This is a genomic window from Paenarthrobacter sp. FR1, from assembly GCF_051106045.1.
In the GTDB taxonomy this organism is placed as follows: Bacteria; Actinomycetota; Actinomycetes; order Actinomycetales; family Micrococcaceae; genus Arthrobacter; species Arthrobacter nitroguajacolicus_A.
This window is the reverse complement of record NZ_JBPFSF010000010.1, coordinates 1-19,104: the sequence shown is the minus strand read 5'-3', so window position 1 is coordinate 19,104 and position 19,104 is coordinate 1. Positions and strand designations below refer to the sequence as shown.

Annotated in this window: 15 protein-coding genes; 8 read left to right on the top strand and 7 right to left on the bottom strand. The window is 63.5% G+C overall.

Translation table 11 applies throughout. The features are described 5' to 3' along the window. Positions 1-66 precede the first annotated feature (66 nt). Together ACR30Z_RS17725 and ACR30Z_RS17720 are read right to left on the bottom strand one after the other, a co-directional pair. Positions 67-1,239 carry an MFS transporter gene (locus ACR30Z_RS17725; protein WP_434373908.1) on the bottom strand — a complete coding sequence of 391 codons (1,173 nt, stop codon included), beginning with the start codon at positions 1,237-1,239 and terminating at the stop codon, positions 67-69. Then, positions 1,236-1,901 (bottom strand): GntR family transcriptional regulator, encoded by a 666-nt coding sequence (locus ACR30Z_RS17720; RefSeq protein ID WP_434373906.1) that lies wholly within the window; start codon positions 1,899-1,901, stop codon positions 1,236-1,238. Before ACR30Z_RS17720 ends, ACR30Z_RS17725 begins: the two co-directional genes overlap by 4 nt. Positions 1,902-2,123: 222 nt before the next feature. Here ACR30Z_RS17720 and ACR30Z_RS17715 point away from each other — a divergent pair, with 222 nt between their 5' ends. Together ACR30Z_RS17715 and ACR30Z_RS17710 are read left to right on the top strand one after the other, a co-directional pair. Next, complete coding sequence (locus tag ACR30Z_RS17715; RefSeq protein WP_434373905.1) at positions 2,124-4,889, top strand: Ig-like domain-containing protein; 2,766 nt, start codon at positions 2,124-2,126, stop codon at positions 4,887-4,889. Next, entirely contained in the window at positions 4,868-5,641 is a 774-nt protein-coding gene (locus ACR30Z_RS17710) for a discoidin domain-containing protein (RefSeq protein ID WP_434373903.1), read from the top strand. Before ACR30Z_RS17715 ends, ACR30Z_RS17710 begins: the two co-directional genes overlap by 22 nt. Positions 5,642-5,801: 160 nt before the next feature. Here the strand turns inward: ACR30Z_RS17710 and ACR30Z_RS17705 are convergent, their stop codons facing one another. The 4 genes from ACR30Z_RS17705 to ACR30Z_RS17690 all read right to left on the bottom strand — a co-directional run bounded on the left by ACR30Z_RS17705 (position 5,802) and on the right by ACR30Z_RS17690 (position 11,725). After that, positions 5,802-6,599 (bottom strand): GNAT family N-acetyltransferase, encoded by a 798-nt coding sequence (locus ACR30Z_RS17705; protein WP_434373901.1) that lies wholly within the window; start codon positions 6,597-6,599, stop codon positions 5,802-5,804. A gap of 136 nt (positions 6,600-6,735) precedes the next feature. Then, a complete protein-coding gene (locus tag ACR30Z_RS17700; protein WP_434373899.1) occupies positions 6,736-8,622 on the bottom strand; it encodes a DUF2264 domain-containing protein in 1,887 nt (628 codons plus the stop codon). Beyond that, positions 8,622-9,773: a LacI family DNA-binding transcriptional regulator gene (locus tag ACR30Z_RS17695; protein ID WP_434373898.1), complete on the bottom strand. Its 1,152-nt coding sequence runs from the start codon at positions 9,771-9,773 to the stop codon at positions 8,622-8,624. Before ACR30Z_RS17695 ends, ACR30Z_RS17700 begins: the two co-directional genes overlap by 1 nt. Then, positions 9,770-11,725, bottom strand: a complete 1,956-nt coding sequence (locus tag ACR30Z_RS17690; RefSeq protein ID WP_434373896.1) for a heparinase — start codon at positions 11,723-11,725, stop codon at positions 9,770-9,772. Before ACR30Z_RS17690 ends, ACR30Z_RS17695 begins: the two co-directional genes overlap by 4 nt. 163 nt (positions 11,726-11,888) lie before the next feature. Between ACR30Z_RS17690 and ACR30Z_RS17685 the strand changes: the two genes are divergently transcribed. From ACR30Z_RS17685 to ACR30Z_RS17660, 6 genes are all read left to right on the top strand, one after another. After that, the gene (locus ACR30Z_RS17685) at positions 11,889-12,902 is read left to right on the top strand and encodes a hydroxyacid dehydrogenase (protein WP_144649293.1); all 1,014 of its coding nucleotides are present in this window, start codon (positions 11,889-11,891) and stop codon (positions 12,900-12,902) included. Between the two features lie 62 nt (positions 12,903-12,964). Then, entirely contained in the window at positions 12,965-14,245 is a 1,281-nt protein-coding gene (locus ACR30Z_RS17680; RefSeq protein WP_144649292.1) for an ABC transporter substrate-binding protein, read from the top strand. A 120-nt stretch (positions 14,246-14,365) separates the two neighbouring features. Then, positions 14,366-15,292: a carbohydrate ABC transporter permease gene (locus ACR30Z_RS17675; protein WP_434373894.1), complete on the top strand. Its 927-nt coding sequence runs from the start codon at positions 14,366-14,368 to the stop codon at positions 15,290-15,292. Continuing rightward, positions 15,292-16,233, top strand: a complete 942-nt coding sequence (locus ACR30Z_RS17670) for a carbohydrate ABC transporter permease (protein WP_434373892.1) — start codon at positions 15,292-15,294, stop codon at positions 16,231-16,233. Before ACR30Z_RS17675 ends, ACR30Z_RS17670 begins: the two co-directional genes overlap by 1 nt. A 5-nt stretch (positions 16,234-16,238) precedes the next feature. Further along, positions 16,239-16,937 (top strand): DUF624 domain-containing protein, encoded by a 699-nt coding sequence (locus ACR30Z_RS17665; RefSeq protein ID WP_434373891.1) that lies wholly within the window; start codon positions 16,239-16,241, stop codon positions 16,935-16,937. A gap of 18 nt (positions 16,938-16,955) precedes the next feature. Beyond that, positions 16,956-18,707, top strand: a complete 1,752-nt coding sequence (locus ACR30Z_RS17660) for a glycoside hydrolase family 35 protein (RefSeq protein WP_434373890.1) — start codon at positions 16,956-16,958, stop codon at positions 18,705-18,707. Positions 18,708-18,983: 276 nt separating this feature from the next. On the opposite strand, the gene ACR30Z_RS17655 is transcribed toward ACR30Z_RS17660, so the two are convergent. Beyond that, positions 18,984-19,104 (bottom strand): integrase core domain-containing protein (locus ACR30Z_RS17655; RefSeq protein ID WP_434372152.1); only part of this gene is annotated, 121 nt, incomplete at its 5' end.

The following is a 19,104-nucleotide window of genomic DNA, read 5'->3' as shown; positions in this document are numbered from 1 at the left end:
ACTAGCTCGCATTAGTGGTTGTTCTCAGCGCTGGGAACAACCACTACTGCCAGTCAGTTGGGGCGATTAGTCGTCCAGCCGCACTCCACGCAGCAGGAGCATGGTTCCGCCCACAGCCACCGCGGATGCCAGGAACACCCCCGCCGCACCTAGCCCCACGGCCACCACGCCGATGGCACTGGGCAGCACCACCTGGCCCACCCTGTTTCCGGCCAGACGCAGGGCCAGGGCGCGGCCACGTTGTCCTTCAGGCGCTTGGGCTGAGAGCCAGGACATGGTCAGTGGTTGGCCGATTCCGAGCCCTAAGCCGAGGAAGGCCATCACAACGAACAGCAACCATTCCGGCATCGGAACTGCGGCCACAGCCAAGGCAACTGTGGAGATGGCCAGGCTTAGGATCAGCAGTTTCATGCGCCCGAGCCTGCGGGACACGCTGCCGAGCCCCAGCCGGGAAATCATGGAGAAGACCGCACGGACTGTCAGCAAGAGACCCACGGTTGCCGCGGTAAGTCCGCGTTCGGCGCCGAGCGCCGGCAAGTAGACCACGGTCAGGTCAACCACCGCGAGAACGGTAGCGCTCGTAGCCAATGCGCGGACGACGCCGGGCGTCCTCAGCAGCGACATTGCGCCACCCTTGGGGCTGGCGTTGGCCTTGCTTCTCCGGCCGCTCACCCGACCGGAGATCACAAACGTCGCCAGGAAAAGCACCAAGCTCATTGCTGTCGCGAGCAGGAAGATCGCTTGGGTATTCGGGCGTACAGCAGCACCACCCACCAAGGAAATCGCCAACGGACCGAGCGCTTGCCCCAGCGACGCAGCGAACGTCAGGTACCCGAAAGCCGAGTCCAGACGCGATGACGCAGCGTTGTTCGCCACCACAGCCTGCTGCCCCACCACGCACGCCAGCTGCCCTGCGCCTAGGAGCGCTGTACCGGCCACCAAGGCGGGGACTGACGTTCCCCAGAACAACAGAAACGCAGAACAACCCAGCACGACGGCGGCCCCGAAGGCCATGAGCCGACGCTCACCGAGGCGGTCCACCAGTCCGCCGATGGGCAGCGCGAGCAGCAGCGGGAACACGGCGTAGCTCGCTGCCAGCAGACCAAGGGCGAATCCCGGGACGTCCAGTTCCAGCGCGCGGTATGTGGTGGCGGGCCGGACCAGGAACGTCACAGCCTGGATGAGCGCCGAGTGGACCAGGAGTGCGGTGGACGAGCGCCGTCCGAGTTCGCCGATCATCCGATGACGAGGCCGGTGCCTGAGATGACTCGCAGGGTCTCATCCCGCGCACCGATGACGTGGTCAAAGGCAATCTTTGCTGCCTTTTCCGGATCCTTGGAAGCGATGGCCTCAACCAGGAGCCGGTGATTGGCGAGTGCTTCGTCGCGGCGTTCGGGAGCGTTATTGGTGAAGTATCGGTAGCGTTCCACCTGGCTGGCGATCTGCTCATGGAAGCGGTGGGCCCAAGAGTTTCCGGCGATTCGGGCGATCGCGGCGTGCAGGGCAACCCCGTACTTCATGGCTTCGTCGGCAAACTCCACCATCGCTGCGTTGCGGGCCACGATGCCGTTCAGTTCGTCGAGATCTGCCGCGGTGGCATTGGCGCACGCTTCGCGAGCCATCAGGGATTCCAGGGCGGCCCGGACGTCGTACAGCTCTGAAATCACCTTCTCATCCAGCGCCGGTACCAGCACTCCCCCGGTGGGTTGCTGTTCGAGCAGGCTCTCCGAAACCAAGCGACGGATGGCCTCACGGAGTGGAGTGCGGCTGACCTTCAGTGCAGTCGCCATGGCGGGTTCGTAGATACGCTCACCCGGCTTGAGTTCGAGGCTGAGGATCCGGCGTTTCAACTCGCCATAGACCAAGTGAGCCCCGGTGTTGCGTGATTGAGGATCTGCCATGTGATGCCGCCCTGCCGAGAAAAGGTGTACTTGTATACATCTATACATGATTACGGAAGTGGCGGGCAATCTTGTTACGGCAGCGACCACTTACGACCAAGCCCGTTCGACCCTGTTCGAGTGCCTTGTGACACCCTGACCCGCCTCATAGTCTCGGCTTGCTCGGGCCTTCCCGCGAAGACCGTGCACCATCACACCGAACCCCGACGATGAGGTCCACCCATGGCGTTTACCGCGCGAAGAATCCGAAAGCCAGTGGCCGTGCTGGCAGCAGCTGTCACAGCCGCAGCCGGCCTGGCACTCATGCCCGCAACAACCCCACCAGCAAACGCCGCTGACGCAACTGCCGTCACTATCACTCCGAACCCCGCCAGCCGTGGTGAAGCGTTCGAAGGCTGGGGCACCAGTTTGGTGTGGTTCGCGAATGCGACGGCGGGATACTCCCCCGAGCTGCGTGAGGAGCTGTACCAGAAGGTCTTCGGCGAGGATGGGCTCAACCTCAACATCGCCCGCTACAACGTGGGCGGAGGCAACGCGTCGGATGTTGCTGACTACCTCAACGACGGGAGCGCTGTGGAGGGATGGTGGAAACCTGTCACCGAGGCGCGACCCGGCCAACCGGCGTCGAACCTCTACAACCCTGACGGAACCGTCGATAAAACGCAGGCCAACAAGCTCGCGTTCTTGAACGCCTGGAACCCTGACGATCCCGCGTCCTACAATCCCGACGCCGACCAGAACCAGCGCTGGTGGGTGGAGCGCCTCGCTGCCGACCAGCAGATCACCCACTGGGAAGCGTTCAGCAACTCCCCGCCCTGGTTCATGACCAAGAGCGGCTATGTTTCCGGCCAAGTGAACACCGCCAAGGGCGAAAACCTCCTGCCCGAAGCGGAGGCGAAGTTCGCCGCGTACATGAGGAACGCCGTCGAGCTTCTCGAAAAGGGCAGCGGCATCACGGTGGACACCGTCGATCCGTTCAACGAACCCAACTCCGGCTACTGGGGCACGGACATCAACACCGCCACCGGCAAGCCACCCACCACGTACACACAGAAGCAGGAGGGCGCACTGATCTACCCGGCAGCCCAGGACCGGGTGACCAAGCTGTTGGCTGCGGAACTCGCCAAAGGCACCACGGACGCCGTGATCTCCGCGATGGACGAGACCGATCCCACCAAGTTCATGACCAACTGGAATGGCTACAGCCAGGCAGCCAAGGACGCCGTTGCGCAGCTCAACGTCCACACGTACGGCACGAATGATCGCCGCCGGGTCCGCGACCTGGCCAGCTCCACGGACAAGCCGCTATGGATGAGCGAAGTGGGCGGATTCTGGCCCGGCAACCCGGTGTTCGGTGATTCCACCAGTGGCTGGGACCGCTCCAACATCACCAACGGCCTGGGCATCGCCAGCCGCATGGTCAACGATCTCCGCGAACTCGACCCCAACGCCTGGGTGTTTTGGCAGCCCGTGGAGGACACCTACAAGCAGGAGAAGGCCGACAAGGGTTGGGGTTCCATCTACGTTGACTTCGATTGCAACTACGAAGGACGTGAGGGCTTCTCCAACCGTCGAATCAACGATGGCGCAACGCAGGATCAGGCCAAATGCAAGGTCCTGACCAACCAGAAGTACAACACCACCCGGAACTTCACGCACTACATCCGTCCGGGCGACTTCCTCATCCAGAACGACAACGCCAAGACCGCCAGCGCCCTCCGAGCCGACGGCAACGGGGCCACGCTGGTCCACTTCAATGACACCCCGACGGCGGAAAAGGTCACGATCGACCTCAGCCGCTTCGGCAAGATTGCCCCCGGCGCCAAGGTCACGCCTGTGGTCACCACCAAATCGCCGCTGGAGGACATCGAGAAGAATGCCCTCGTCAAAGGTGCGCCGGTCGCCGTCGACACTGCGGCCAAGTCCGCGACCCTCGACGTTCCTGCCGCATCAGTGGTGACATTCGTCGTCGACGGCGTCAGCGGAGTTTCGGACGATGCCGCACCGGTGGAGGACGGTCACAGCTATCACCTAACAGGTGAAGCCAGCGGCAAGTACCTGACTGCCGGGACGAATGGTGCAGCGACAATCGAAGAACTGGGCACGGACGCGGCAGGTGTCGCTCCACAGATGTGGACGTTCACTGCGGTGAACGGCAAGGACGAATTCGCGAACGATCGCCGCTGGGTCCTGAGCAACAAGGACGGCAAAGTGCTCACCGGCAACGGCGGTGTGCTCAACGGGAGCCAGTCGGGCGCGGCATCTTTGACATCCATGACCTTGGATCAGGCCAAGACCACTCCCTCTGCACAGTGGATAGTGACCACCGAGAACGGCAGGCAGTGGACCCTGGTAAACGCCGCCGCGGCCATTGCCCTGCAGGTTTCGGGCAACCAGACCGCGACTGGAACGTCCGTGGCTTTGGCATCTTCCACCGGAACCACGGCCACGGCATCGGCCAACCCGCACCAGGCGTGGGCTTTCACAGACATCGCAGACCTGAAGCTCCTGGGAGTCTCTCCCGTTGAACTGAGCACCCCCGTAGGTACGGCACCGGCCCTGCCCGCGACTGTCACCCCCGTCTACGAGGCCGGTCCGGGCAAACCACTGGCTGTAACGTGGACTCCCGTCGATCCTGCCTCCTGGCAAAAGGCCGGCAAAGTAACCGTGTACGGTTCCGGCGCTGACCCCTACGGCCAAACATTCGAAGCCGTTTTGACAGTCACCGTTGGCTCCTACATCGCCACAGACCCGGCTTCAGTGACCGTTGGCGTTGGATCGTCGGTGGCTCCCGCACAAGCTGCGGCTCCGGGTACCGTTCCCGGCCAGATAGCGGACGGCCCAGCCCGGAACCCGCTCGCGGTGACCTGGGACTGGTCCTCAGTCTCGGATTCCTCACTGCAAACTCCGGGCACCGTTACGGTGCAGGGAACCGCCAACGGACTCCCGGCAACACGACCGTCATTGTGGTTGACCGCGTTCCCGTAGCCAACATCTGCAAGGACGATCCCACCACCACGGCCACCGCCAGCTACACCGAGGGCTCCTACATCGCAAAGAACACCTGCGACGCCAACACCTCCACACGCTGGTCCAACTGGGTGAGTGGAGGCCGTGCCGGCGACAGTCTGAGCTACGCCTTCGGCCGCGACTACACCGTGGATTCGGTGACGGTGACATCCGCTGAGAAGGCTGCCCAGAGCCTCAAGGTCCAGTACCAGGATGCCGCCGGCGCGTGGAAGGACACCGCTGCGGGAACCGTCACGGGACTTTCGACGGCGACACCGGTCACCGTGCGCTTCGACCCCGTCACGACCCGTGGCATCAGGGTTTCGTTTGCGACCACGGCTTCGTACACCAAGATCGCGGAGGTGGCCATTGCCGGGTCACGTTTGGCTGATGCCGGCCTCGCCGACCTCGGCAGGCTCCTCGTGAACCAGTCCTCCGTGGTGGGGTTCGCCCCGGCCACCACCGACTACCGGGTGTTGTCAACGTCAGCGAGTCCCGCCGTCGTCGGCTACCCGCTGGACGCGAACGCCAAGGTGACGGTTCAACAGCCAACGGCAGAAAACCCGACGGCGGTAGTCACCGTGACCGCACCGGACGGCACCACCAAGGAGTACCGCGTTGCGGTGTCCACGGGGAAGGACGCGTGCAAGAACGACGGCTGGAAGACCAGCCCGCAGCCCGTGTTCAAGAACCAGGGACAGTGCGTGAGCTACTTCGCGGCAGGGAAGTAGAGGTTTTGTGAGCTAGTGAGGCCCCTTGGGATTCGTCCCGAGGGGCCTCACGCCACCTTGGCCTGCGCATGGAAATCCTCGGGCCGGCCCCCACGGGAAGGCCGCTTGTTCACCGAAGTCGGCTCAACCGGCGGCTGGCCGGTAAAGTCGCTTGAGCTTCTCAGCTCCGCACCCAGCGGTACGGGGTGGTGGTCGAAACCTTGAGTAATCCCGACCGCTCCAGGATTGGGCGGGAGAACTCGGTGGAGTCACTGTGGATGAGGGTCTTCCCCAACTCAAGCGCGACGTGCGCGCGACGTGCCGTCAACGCCCGGTAAATCCCCCGGCCGCGCCACTCTTCTCTTGTGGCACCGCCCCAGATGCCGGCAAAAATCGTGCCGGGAACTGGTTCCAAGCGTCCCGCGCTGACAATCCGGCCTTCCGCTTCGGCCACCCAGAGTTGCATCCCGTCACCCAGCGACAGCCGACGCAGCAGGGCATCAGCCATCTCATCTGAGACCGGCTCGCCAAAGACCTCGTCCTGCATCGCGCTCATCGCCCGCACATCGGTTTCCTCCTCCACCTGCCGCAGCGTCACGCCGTCGGGAAGCGGAACCGGAGTGCTCAAAGCCTTTGCTTCACCAATCATGATCGACTCGGGGTGATCCTTGGTGAAGCCGTTTTCGATGAGGGCCCCATGCAACCCCGGGGCGTGGTCATGGCCACGGGATTTCCATTCGACCCTGGTGATGTTGGGTTCTGCGCGGAAGTAGGCGACTGCCTCGGCAACAAGCCGGCGGATGCCCTCTGCGTCCGCATCACCGAGATTCTGGTAGGTGACGAAGCCCCGCCCCTCCATGAAGGTCACCAAGCGCAGGGGTCCGAGCCTGGTCACTTTGAGTGCGCTTGGGGTCTCGGCATCGGTGCGGAGGTTCTCGTCGTAGGCAGCGAGGAAGCGTGCTCGTTCGGTTTGGCTCATCCCGCGAGCCTACTTCAACCCCGGAGTCACCCGATTCGATGGCTTGCTGCGCAATGTGCCGTGCGCACGGCTCGTTCCGCAGCAAGACCCCGATCCGGACAGCACACCCAGCCTGGTACTGCCGTCCACCCCTCAGCTACCCGTGGAAACGAGCGAGCTGCTCCAGTGATATTGACGTGCCGTCGGGGAATTCGAAGTGGCCATCGGCATACGTGACACCTGCGTCCGTCGAAGCACCTCCGTCACCGGCGAGGACCACGACGGCGGCGTAGTCGCCGTCGTGCGCGGTTCCCGAGGTTCCCACCCATGGAATGGTGAGCTCCGAACCCACGGGGTGGGCACCGGAGCGGACGAACGTCCCGGAAGTGTCCAAGGGCCGGCCGAACCCAGGAACAGCCCGGACCGAGCTGACAACGGACGAGGAAGCATCAACCGGCCAACCACCAATCCGGAGTGGAGCGGCCGGGCCTTCAGAACGGACCCGGACCAATCGCAGCTCAATGGCACCGCGCGTTATCGACACCACCGTCACAGAGGGACCAGGTGTCGCGGTGCCGGACACCCCGCTGCCGTGGTCGGGACCGGCGTCGGGGTCGGGCTCGATCCAGTGTGCAGTGAAGCGGGAAGCGCCCACCTGCACACCGCTTTCGGAGAAGGAACCGAGGTGTTCAAAACCCGTCCGATGCGTCAACCGGCCGGAGGGATCAACGAAGACCACCGCGTTGTCCCGAGACTCCGGTGAGAGGTCGGGGAATGTGTGGGTTGAGTACCCGATCCGTGCGTACAACGGCGAGTCCGCCACCAAGGCCCCAACCACAGCGTGGTCCGTGGCATGGTTCCGGATCCTGACAACCCCGTCAGCGACCGTGCCGTCAATCTGCCACCCCGGAGCCGCGATCAGCCGCTGCGTGTCCGCGACTTCAACAGGCAATGGAGCCTCCACAGCCGTCCACGCCGGGTGATCCGCCGGCAGTGCCAAGCCCAGCATGCCCTTCGCCGCCCAGTACGGGGAACCGGCACCGGAATAGGCCTGCTTCATCCCAGCGAACTCGCCGTGCCAGCCGATGGACAGCAACCCATCGTCAGTGATGGAGCCGTAGCGGGCAAAGTAGCCAAGCATCCCGGAAGCAGCACGCCGACTCAGGCCCGGCGACAGAGGAGAATGCCCGGACAGTTCCCCCACCCAGAACGGTGCTGCGGCCGCAAACCTGTAGATCAGGCTGCGCCCTTGAATGAGCGGTGCACCATTCGCACCCACAAGATGCGATGCGTCGTCCAGATACTCAGCCAACCGGTCGCCGTCGAGCTTCTTGCGTGCCGCTACACGCGGATCGTTCGGCGCCATCAGCGCCCACAGCTGCGGGTAGACCTGGAAGGCCCAGCCGACGTAATGGTCGTACGCGCGTTCGGGACCGTCCGCAAACCAGCCACCGCCCCGGTACAAGGCATCGTGGACGGCAAGCCCGGCGTCGATATCCTCGTCCGAAGACCGACCCCCAACGGATGCCAGGAACGTCTCCACCACAATCTGGAACCACACCCAATTGATGGGCGGGTACTCCTCGCCGATCACGGTCTCGAACCACGCGATAAGCTGCTCCTGCACACGCCCGGGCAGCTTTTCCCACAGCACGTCGCGGGTCAGTGCCAGCCCGACAGCCAACGACGCCGCTTCCACCTTCGCCTGCCCCAGCTCACCTGGCGTCGGCCACCGGTCCGGGTTCGCGGGGTTGGTTCCGGCGTCGAGTCCGTCGGCGTACCACTCAGCGATCCACCCCGTAGCTGAGGGATCCCCCGCGATCCGGAACGATGCCAACAGGAACGTGCGGGCGAAGGCCTCCAGCGAATCACTCCTGGGCCCGTAACGGCTGTTGGCGCCCGGCAAGTGGATGTTGGCGTGGTCCTCCGTGCCAAACCGGTGAGCGGAACGCAGCAGGTAATCGGCGTAGGCGCACCAGTGCTCGCGGGCCATCCCTGTGTAGGGCGACAACGTGTAGTCCAGCGGCGGCAAAACGAGGGCCATCAGAGCGATTCCTCCAGGACGCTGTCGGTGGGCAAAGCGGGTGCACCCAGCGAGGAGTCACGCACAATCAACTCAGGGTTCAGGTCAATGCGATGCACGGGACGCATCCTTCCTTCGGCCAGGCGGGCGGCCATGAGCTGAACCGCTACCTTGCCGACGTAGCTCTTGGGAGGCCGAACGGCGGAGATGGCAGGCTCGGCCAGGTAGGCGACTTCGTCGTCGTAGCCCACAATCGCCATGCTGCCGGGAACGTCCACGCCCTTGTCCACACAGTGCTGCACGAAGGCAACAGCCTGCGTATCGGAGTGCACCAACATGGCAGTGGTCCCCGATGCGCGGCATAGCTCCAGGACATGGTCGAAGTGTTTGGCGCGGTCCCCGTTGTCCAGCTTGGCCGAGTCCTCGTGGATGGATGCGTCCAACGGAATCTTCAACGCAGCAAGCGCCTGCTTCCAACCGCGGACCACATGCGGGCTGGTGGGACTGGTGGAATCCGTGAGGCAGCCAATCATCCGGTGCCCCTCCTGCCAGAGATGCCGCACGGCCATGCCCGCGCCGAAAGAATGATCCGTTGCCACCCATTCAAGGCGGTGCGACGGGATCTCCAACGGTGCCCGACGTTCAGCCATAACCACTGGAATAGGCAGGGCGTTGAGCCAGCGGAGCAGCTCCTTGCCGTGCGCGCCCCCCATATCCGGAGCCACGATGAGCCCATCAATGTTCTGGGTGTCCAGCAGCGCCTGGACTTGGCGGCGATTGTCGGCGGCGTCGTACGCGGAGCCACGGACCAGGATGCGGAGGTTCTGAACTTCCGCCTCGCCCCGGGCTCCCGAAATCACTTGCGGCCAGTAGTAGTCCAGCGAGGGAACCACCATGCCGATGGAGTAGCTGTGTGGTGACGGCCTCCCCACTGCCACGGAGCGGTCCAGCGGGCTGGGCAGCGTCGCCCCGCCGTGCACACGGGACACCAGGCCTTCGTCGGCGAGGGTATTCACATCGCGCCTGATAGTCAGCTCACTGACGCCCAGCTTCGCCGCAATGTCGCGCACGGTGATGGCGCCGTGTGCCCGCAACTCCTCCATGAGGCGCTCACGACGCTGCAGCGAAAACAACGACTTGCCACCCGTTTCCGGTGTCTGTTCGGAACTCATGGTGTTGCCTCCACTGTGAGGGTGAACGCGCCGGAGGCGCGGTTTTCTGCGGGCATACGGAATCGGAGCCGGGTGAGCTTGTCGCCCCAGATATCGCTGAGGAGCGGATCGTCGAGGTGCCATTCGTCCACCAGAACGACGGCGGTGGTCGGTTTCCAGCGCAGGCGCAGTCCCACAGGGCTGCTGACGGTCGGACTTCCGGCAGAGGTGATGGCCGCCGTCGCATCCTGCCCGATACTGACGGTGCCGGCAACCAGGTAGGTGATGTCGACGTCGGGCGTTCCCTCGGGCGGGGGCGCTGGAAGGTTCCAGCGGTCATCAATCACGACGCTGCCCGGTTCCCTGTTCAGCAGCGACGTGCGGATCCACTGCTCCGGGTGGCCCAGGCCGTAGGCGTCCCCGAGCCCCAATGCGAGGGTGGGTTCTTCGGGAGTGGGCTCTTGGAGAACAACCGCCGTGAACCCGGGACCGGTCCCCTGTTCCAGGCCGAACGGCGCAGGGACACTGTGCCAGGCGCTCTGCATGGCCCGGATTTGGTAGCGATCAGGTCCGAACGTTTGCGCCGTGTAGGTGGGCTGGCCGGCATCGACCAGCAGCGGTACCCCCTCCACGGCCACCACCACGGAGCCGACGTCCCGGTGGTTGTGGTGTTCGCCGTTGTGCCCGCCCTTGGCCGCCAGCGTGAGCCCGTTCGTGGAACCCGGGGTCTGGCGCGCCACCATGATCTGGACCGACGACAGGTAGGTCCCCCAACCAGGTCGCAGCTGAACGCGTTTTGAGGGCTCAGAACGCGCTGTGCTGCTACTTGCTTGGGTGAGGGAGGTGAGGACACGGCCCAGCCCGGAGCGGGAATCCGGATCGGGCTCGGCGTCCATGAAGGTTGCGGCATGCGCTGCTGCCTCGGAGTCTCCCAGCCGGACGGCCCAGCGGTGGAGCATGTTCCACGGGAGTCCCTCATGCGCTCGGGCAGGGCCATCGGCGACGTTGAGGAACCACCGGTGGCCGAGGTGCATGCGGTGCGGGAAGGCCACCATTGCGCGGATCACCGGCAGGTCGGCGTTCAGTTCACCGCCAGTGGCTTCCTCCAAGAGAGCAAGCCCTTCCAGCGCACGGCCAGCCCCGTTCCACCAGTAGGCGAACCCTTCGTCGATGGCGCCATCGGCCGGAATCGAGTCCAGGAACCGGTCCAGGCCCTCGATGCACCGGGCAATCGTCTGTGCCTGCACTTCTGGATCATCAACCAGCAACAGCGCGGCCACGATGATGTTCGAGTGGATCCACGGATTCCAGTTGTGGACGTCCCCGTTGAGGCCCAGCCAATGCCAGTCGAGTCGGTCCAGGAACGGCCGGATGACGCGTTGGTGGGCTTCCTCGCGGAGCCGTTTGCGGAGGCCGGGCGCCCTCTCCTCCAGGGCATCCCCCAGCAACAAATCCAACCAGGCAAGCTGCGCTGCGACTTCCCCGGCGCCAAGGTCCACATAGGGATGCGTACGGTCCGGAACCACGTGGGCGCTGCGGGTGAACACGTCGTCGTGAGCGGCCCAACTCCATGAGCTCTGCTCACACAGCAGGTAGGCGCCGTCGACCACTTCGTCGAGCCAGTCCTCTTGGTCACGTTCGGCCAGGGCAGCCATCACGACGGCGCGCGTCAGCCGCTGCTGCCGACCCGCCACCAGTCCTTCGTACTCCGTGCGGTTGCCGTCGCGGAAGTAGCGCGCGTAGTGGGAGACCAGCGGTTGGGGCCACGGGTGCCCCTTCTCTTCTTCCGCTTGGGTGCGCAACGCGCACAGGGGGCGGGCGGCGGTGCGGCGCCATCCAGCGTCGGAGGCTGGACGAACGGTGAGGCGGTCCCGGGAGCCGCGGAGCGAATCCGTCAACGTGGACGCCTGGGCCTTGTCGCCCCAAGCGGTGGAGAGGGGCGGCGCTTCAACGGCGGCGGTGCCGGTAGCCATAGGGATTCTTCTCTCATTTGTTCGAGTTTGAACGTTTCAGATCAAGCTCGATTGAGTTGAATGAACTGTCTTGTTTATGAGTATGTACTGATTATTAGATGTGATGCAACACATAAATCACGGTCGAACAGGCCGACGAAAATCCGAAGGGAGGATCCCCTCAATGTCGCTCAAGCCCCAGGCACTGCTGGTCATGAATAGCGGAACCTTTGCTGACCAGTTCGATTCCACGCGACTGGAGCGGCTGGCTGGACTGGTCGACCTCGGCGACGAGCCGTGGACGGATTCCCTGGATGCCCCCGAGCTTGCCGACCGTTTGGAGGAGGTGGAAATCCTCCTCACCAGTTGGGGAGTTCCGCAGCTCAACGCCGAGCGTTTGGAGCGGATGCCCAAGCTTCGGGCAGTGTTCCACTGCGCAGGAACAGTGCGCAGCTTCGTCAGCGAAGAACTCTGGGATCGCGGCATTACCGTTACCAACGGCGCCGATGCCAACGCCATCCCGGTAGCGGAGTTCACCTTCGCGTCGATAGTCCTGGCAGGAAAGAAGGCCCACGTCCTGGCCAACGATTCCCGGACCTTCCGCGAAGACTGGAGTTACATCCGTGATCGCGGCGAGCTCGGCAACATCGGCCGCGTTGTGGGCGTGATCGGCTTCTCCCGCATCGGTCGTCGCGTGGTCCAGCTGGTCCAGCAACTCCAGGACGTCACGTGCCTGGTCAGTGATCCATACGCTGATCCGCTGGAAGTGGCGGCTGCGGGCGGCACCTTGGTAACGCTCCCAGAGCTTTTGCCGGTCTCGGACGTCGTCACCATCCATGCCCCGGCCTTGCCTGAGACCCGCAACATGATCAGTACGGCTGAATTGAGCGCCATGAAGGACCACGCAACGCTCATCAACACCGCACGCGGTTCGCTGGTTGATACGGCAGCACTCGAGAAGGAATGCGCCACCGGCCGGATCACCGCCCTGCTGGACGTTACGGAACCCGAGCCGCTGCCGGCGGAATCTACCCTGTACGACCTTCCCAACGTGATCCTCACCCCGCACATCGCTGGCTCACTTGGGACCGAAACCCGCCGGATGTCCGATGCCGCATTGGACGACCTTGAACGGTACCTCGCCGGCAAGGACCTCCTGGCCCAGGTAGTCCACGCGGACCTTGGCCTCAGCGCCTAGGTCCACCACGTCACACGCCGCACCTGCGGCAAACTTGAAACCCAGTACTAAAGGAGAACGCAATGAAGCGCACAACCCTCGCCGCAATCGCCCTTGCGGTGACTGCCGGGCTTGGACTCACTGGCTGCGCAGGCGCAGCCGGTCCCGCCGAACAACCGGCGGCCAACGGCAAAACCAAACTGACCGTCTCGGTCTGGAACTACGAGGGCACCCCGGAGTTCAAGGCCCTCTTTGACGGTTACGAAGCCGCCAACCCCACCGTGGACATTGAACCGGTGGACATCCTTGCTGACGACTATCCCCAGAAGGTCACCACCATGCTGGCCGGTGGAGACACCACTGACGTCCTGACCATGAAGAACGTCATTGACTACTCGCGCTACGCCAACAACGGCCAGTTGCAGGAGATCAACAGCGTGGTGGACAAGGTGGGCAAGGACAACCTCGCCGGCCTGGACGCTTTCGACATGGACGGCAAGTATTTCGCGGCTCCGTACCGTCAGGACTTCTGGCTCCTTTACTACAACAAGGACCTCTTCAAGGCTGCCGGCATCGAAGAGCCCAAGGACCTGACATGGGAGAAGTACTCGGAGCTCGCCAAGAAGCTCACAAAGGAAGCTGACGGCAAGAAGGTCTACGGCACCTACCACCACATCTGGCGCTCGGTGGTCCAGGCCATCGCAGCTGCACAGAACGGCGCCGACCAGAACAGCGGCGACTACGGCTTCTTCGAGGACCAATACAACACCGCCTTGGATCTGCAGAAGTCCGGCGCCACGTTGGACTTCGGCACGGCCAAGAGCCAAAAGACCAGCTACCGGACCATGTTTGAAACCGGCCAGGCCGCCATGATGCCGATGGGGACCTGGTACACCGCAGGTATCCTGCAGGCCAAGAAGGACGGCAAGACCACCGTCAACTGGGGCTTGGCTCCCCTGCCGCAGAAGAACGACGACGGCAAGGTCACCACGTTCGGTTCGCCCACGGCGTTCGCCGTGAACAAGAACGCAACTCACTCCGATGAGGCCAAGAAGTTCATCGAATGGGCAGCCGGAGAAGAGGGCGCAAAGGCCATCTCCAAGATCGGTGTTGTGCCCGCCCTGCAGAACGAGTCCGTCACCGCCGAGTACTTCAAGCTTGACGGCCTGCCCACCGACGAGCTTTCCAAGAAGGCTTTCACTCCGGATACCACAGCCCTGGAGATGCCTGTCAGCGACAAGTCCGCCGCCACGGACAAGATCCTCAACCAGGAGCACGACCTCATCATGGTCGGCGAGCGCTCCGTCACCGATGGCATCGCTGAGATGGGCAAGCGCGTCACGGGCGAAGTCCTGGGCAAGTAAGAGCCGCCCGGCACTGCTCCCCTGGTTCCGGTGCCGCGTCCTGGATGCGGCACCGGAACCGGACCTGAACTCTCCTCATCCTGAAATGGAGGAACGCCCCCGCCCCGGGAGCGGTCAATCATGACTACAGAAACAATCACCCAGGCGCCTGCCCCCGTGCACAGCCGCGGCAACAGGAAGCAAGCCCGGCGTAATACGCTGATCGGCTGGACGTTCATTCTTCCGAACTTCCTTGGTTTCCTGGCCTTCACCCTCATTCCAGTCGTGGCCGCTTTCGCGCTCTCCTTCATGGAATGGACCTCATTCAGTGCCCCCAAGTGGGTAGGCCTGGCCAACTTTGAGCGCATGTTCGCGTCCGACTCCTTCTGGATCGCCCTGCGGAACACGGTGGTCTACGCACTTGGCCACGTCCCGCTCACCATGGCCCTCGCCCTCATTCTTGCGATGCTCCTGAACCGCAACCTCAAGGGCATCGGCTTCTTCCGGGTAGCCATCTTCTTCCCGTACATCACGTCCTTGGTTGCTGTCGCCGTGGTCTGGAACATGCTGTTCAGCCCGGACAGCGGCCCCATCAACCAGTTCCTCGGTGCCATTGGCATCGCCAACCCGCCCGGCTGGACCTCCAGCTCTGATTGGGCCATGCCGGCGGTCATCATCACCAGTGTGTGGCGGGACATGGGCTATTACATGGTCCTGTACTTGGCCGGCCTGCAGGCGATCCCCACTGAGCTGTACGAGGCCGCTGAAGTGGACGGCGCCAGCGCCTGGCAGCGCTTCTGGAACGTCACCATCCCGTCGCTGCGTCCCACCACGTTCTTTGTGGTGGTCATGCTGACTGTCTCCAGTTTCAAGGTGTTCGACCTGATTGTGGTCATGACCAACGGTGGCCCCGGCCGCTCCACTACGGTGCTGTCCCAGCTGATTTACCAGGAAGGCATCGGCGAGGGTAAGTTCGGCTACTCCTCGGCCATCTCGCTGGTCCTGTTCATCATCGTGCTGACGGTTACCGTCCTGCAGTTCAAGATCCAACAGCGGAGGGAACGCTGATGACCAACATGGCCGAAGACCTCAAAGCCACTCATGTGAGGGACGCAGCCCCGCTCCCGAACGGCGCACCAAACGCGGAAGACCGCCGTCGTACTGACCGCAAGCGGTCCCCGCGCGAGCAGAAGAAGCGCACCGCGAACATCGTGATCTACGGTGTCCTGGTAGTTCTGGTGGTGGCGCTCATGGTGCCGTTCATCTGGATGCTGTCCTCATCGCTGAAGGAGAACAACCAGGTCCTCACGGTTCCCATCCAGTGGATTCCGCAGGAGTTCGTGTGGAGCAACTACACGGACATCTGGACCCGTATCCCCATGATGGGTTACCTGCAGAACTCCCTGTACCTCGCTGTGATCATCACCTGCCTGCAGGTCCTCACGGGCTCGCTGGCTGCCTATGGTTTCTCCAAGGTCCGTTTCCCGGGCCGTGACGTGCTGTTCCTCGCGTACATCGGCACCATCGCCGTTCCGTGGCAGGCCTACATGGTGCCGCAGTACATCATGATGCAGAACCTTGGCCTGACCAACAGCTTCAACGCGTTGATACTCCTGCAGGCGTTTGGCGCGTTCGGTGTGTTCCTGATGCGCCAGTACTACATGACCATCCCCGACGAGCTGTGCGAAGCAGCCCGCATTGACGGCCTCAGCGAGTATGGCATCTGGGCCCGCGTGATCCTGCCCCTGTCCAAGCCGGCCCTCGCCAGCCTTGCACTGCTCACGTTCGTGAACACGTGGAACGACTACATGGGTCCGTTCATCTACCTCACGTCCAACCGCCTCTGGACGGTGCAGCTTGGCCTGCGGTCCTTCGTGGGGCAGTTCGACGCCGAGTACGCCATGATCATGACCGGCTCGGTAATCTCCGTGATCCCGATCCTCATCATCTTCCTCATCGGCCAGCGCTACTTCATCCAGGGCATCGCGACGAGCGGAATGAAAGGATGAGTTCCGTGAGCGCTAAACCGCGGCGGTGGGCCGGGCCAGGATTCGAGACCTTCGGGAGCATTTTCGGATTCATCTACACTTTCCTGGCCGGGAACGTCCTGCTTGCCGTGGCCAATGCTCCGCTGGTGCTCTGCCTTGCCTTGGTGGCCGACCCCGCGGCCGCCTGGCCGTTCTTCCTGGCGCTGTCGGTCACCATCGCGCCGTCACTCGCCGGCATCTTCGCCGCGTTCCGCGCATTGAACGACGACGGCGGCGCGGTCAAGCCGGTTGCCGCTTTCCTTCGGGGGTACAAGCGCAGTTTCGCGAAAGCCGCACTGCTCGGGGCAGGTGCCGTGGCCGTGCTGCTATTCCTCGGTGTGGACCTGGCCGTGCTCCAGAGCAATGCCCAGACCGTTCCAGGTGCTGCACTTCTGGTGCCGCTGATTGTGGTAGTAGCCGCCGTGACGGTGAGCCTCACCGTCACGGCGATCGCCGGCGTCGTGCTCCTTCCCGAAGCGAGCATGAAAAGCATCCTGAAGGCCTCACTGTTCTTGGCTGTGCAGCGCTGGTACTTGAGCCTGGCCATGCTGGTGTTGCTGGGAATCATCGTGTCCGCCGCCGTGATGCAGCCGGTCCTGGGCATCGCACTGGCCCCCGCACCGCTGTTGTTCGTGATCTGGAGCAATGCTTCGTACGCCTTCCACGCCGTGCTCCGCTCCGCGTAATCCCCGATAGGACATTCCTTGGACACCTTCGCAATCGGCGATCAGGACTTCCTCCTGAACGACGAACCTTTCCGCGTCCTCTCCGGAGCCATCCACTACTTCCGTGTGCACCCGGACCTGTGGGCTGACCGTATCCATAAGGCCCGGCTCATGGGATTGAACACCATCGAAACGTATGTGCCTTGGAATGAGCACGTACCCGTTCCCGGTTCTTTCCATACCGACGACGGACTGGACCTGGGCCGTTTCCTGGACCTGGTGGCGGCCGAGGGCATGAGGGCGATCGTTCGTCCCGGCCCCTACATTTGCGCCGAATGGGACAACGGAGGGTTGCCGACTTGGCTGTTCAGCGACCCGACCGTCGGTGTGCGCAGCAGCGAGCCGGGCTACTTGGCGGCCGTATCCTCCTACCTGGAGGCCGTCCTGGCAGTGGTGGTGCCGCGGCAGATCACCCATGGTGGACCGGTCATCCTGTTGCAGATTGAGAACGAGTACGGCGCTTTCGGGAAGGACAAGGAGTACCTCCAGCATCTGGTGGACCTGTCCAAGCGCTCGGGTGTGGACGTTCCGTTGTTCACCTGCGACCAGCCCTTCGGGACCATGATCGAGGACGGCTCCCTGCCTGAACTGCACAAGACCGGAACATTTGGTTCCCGCGCCGAGGAGCGCTTGGCCTTCCTGCGCGAGCGGCAGCCTACCGGGCCGTTGATGTGCGCCGAGTTCTGGAACGGCTGGTTCGATAACTGGGGCACCCACCACCACACCACCGGTGCCGCTGCTTCCGCCGCCGAACTGGACGCCCTGCTGACCGCCGGTGCTTCGGTAAACATTTACATGTTCCACGGCGGAACCAACTTCGGCTTCACCAACGGTGCCAACGACAAAGGTATCTACGAGCCCACCATCACCTCGTACGACTATGACGCCCCACTGTCCGAAGACGGACACCCCACAGCCAAGTACTTCGCCTTCCGGGACGTGATCGCCAAACACTTCCCGGTACCGGAGGAGGTCCCCTCTGAGCGGGTTCCCCTGCCAACTTCTGTGGTGACCGTCTCCGAGTCCGTGCACCTGCTCTCTGCTGCCGTGGCTGCATCTCAGGTTCCTGGGCCGATCCCGCCCGTGGAAGTGACGGGGCGCTACCGCGGATTCTCCTTGTACCAGACGTCACTGGAGACCGGCGGTATCCTGTCCTTCTCCGAGGTACGGGACCGCGCGCAGTTCTTCCTGGATGGCTTTCCCCTGGGGACGCTGAGCCGGGAGCTGGGCGAGCGCACCATCGCCGTGCCCGCCGGGGGCCGCCTGCAAATTCTCCTCGAGGACCAAGGCCGCGTGAACTATGGGCAGAGGATCGGCGAATCCAAGGGGCTGATGGGGCCCGCGCTGCTGAACGGAGTGGAGGTCCTGGACTGGGAAATCGGTGCTGTTGACCTTGATTCTCTGGCGGCGTTCCGGGAGGCGGCGACCGGGCTGCCTGTTGGCGGCACCACCGCGGGAGTGGCTGGCCCATCAGTCTCGTTTGCTACCTTCGAAGCCGACGGCCCCGGAGACCGCTTCCTCCGGCTGGATGGCTGGACCAAAGGCAATGCGTTTATCAACGGCTTCAACCTCGGCCGCTACTGGAGCCGTGGTCCGCAGCGCACCCTCTACGTTCCTGGTCCGCTGATCCGGGAAGGCGCCAACGAACTCGCCATCCTGGAACTGCACGGAAGCGCGACGCGCGAGGTGAGTTTCGCCGTCGGGCCTGACTTGGGACCCGACGAAAAGTAACCCTCTCTCACATCCCACCCCCATTCCCGGCTCCCTCTCTCACATCCCACCCCCATTCCCGACTCCCTCTCTCACATCCCACCCCCATTCCCGGCTCCCTCTCTCACTTGCCTGAAAGAAGTGAGAGAGCGTACGGGTTTTAGGGGGTGGGAAGTGAGAGAGCGTCCGGGTTTTAGGGGGTGGGAAGTGAGAGAGCGTTGAGCGATTGCACACAAAAAGGGACCGGTTCAACTGAACCGGTCCCTTTTTCGCGTGCTTGCGGGGCCACTAGGTGTACTATCCCGGTTGGTTGGTGACGCGGCTGATGGGTGAGGCGCCTTTGAGTGCGGTGTGTGGCCTGCGTTGATTGTAGTGCTCGATGAAGTCCGGGTAGCAGGCTTGGCGTGCGGCCTCTGAA

What these genes read in the sequence shown, in the direction of transcription:
- ACR30Z_RS17715 (WP_434373905.1), top strand. Translation starts at nt 2,124, where the DNA reads ATGGCGTTTACCGCGCGAAGAATCCGAAAGCCAGTGGCCGTGCTGGCA.
- ACR30Z_RS17690 (WP_434373896.1), bottom strand. Translation starts at nt 11,725, where the DNA reads ATGGCTACCGGCACCGCCGCCGTTGAAGCGCCGCCCCTCTCCACCGCT.
- ACR30Z_RS17720 (WP_434373906.1), bottom strand. Translation starts at nt 1,901, where the DNA reads ATGGCAGATCCTCAATCACGCAACACCGGGGCTCACTTGGTCTATGGC.
- ACR30Z_RS17685 (WP_144649293.1), top strand. Translation starts at nt 11,889, where the DNA reads ATGTCGCTCAAGCCCCAGGCACTGCTGGTCATGAATAGCGGAACCTTT.
- ACR30Z_RS17675 (WP_434373894.1), top strand. Translation starts at nt 14,366, where the DNA reads ATGACTACAGAAACAATCACCCAGGCGCCTGCCCCCGTGCACAGCCGC.
- ACR30Z_RS17700 (WP_434373899.1), bottom strand. Translation starts at nt 8,622, where the DNA reads ATGGCCCTCGTTTTGCCGCCGCTGGACTACACGTTGTCGCCCTACACA.
- ACR30Z_RS17725 (WP_434373908.1), bottom strand. Translation starts at nt 1,239, where the DNA reads ATGATCGGCGAACTCGGACGGCGCTCGTCCACCGCACTCCTGGTCCAC.
- ACR30Z_RS17670 (WP_434373892.1), top strand. Translation starts at nt 15,292, where the DNA reads ATGACCAACATGGCCGAAGACCTCAAAGCCACTCATGTGAGGGACGCA.
- ACR30Z_RS17680 (WP_144649292.1), top strand. Translation starts at nt 12,965, where the DNA reads ATGAAGCGCACAACCCTCGCCGCAATCGCCCTTGCGGTGACTGCCGGG.
- ACR30Z_RS17705 (WP_434373901.1), bottom strand. Translation starts at nt 6,599, where the DNA reads ATGAGCCAAACCGAACGAGCACGCTTCCTCGCTGCCTACGACGAGAAC.
- ACR30Z_RS17695 (WP_434373898.1), bottom strand. Translation starts at nt 9,773, where the DNA reads ATGAGTTCCGAACAGACACCGGAAACGGGTGGCAAGTCGTTGTTTTCG.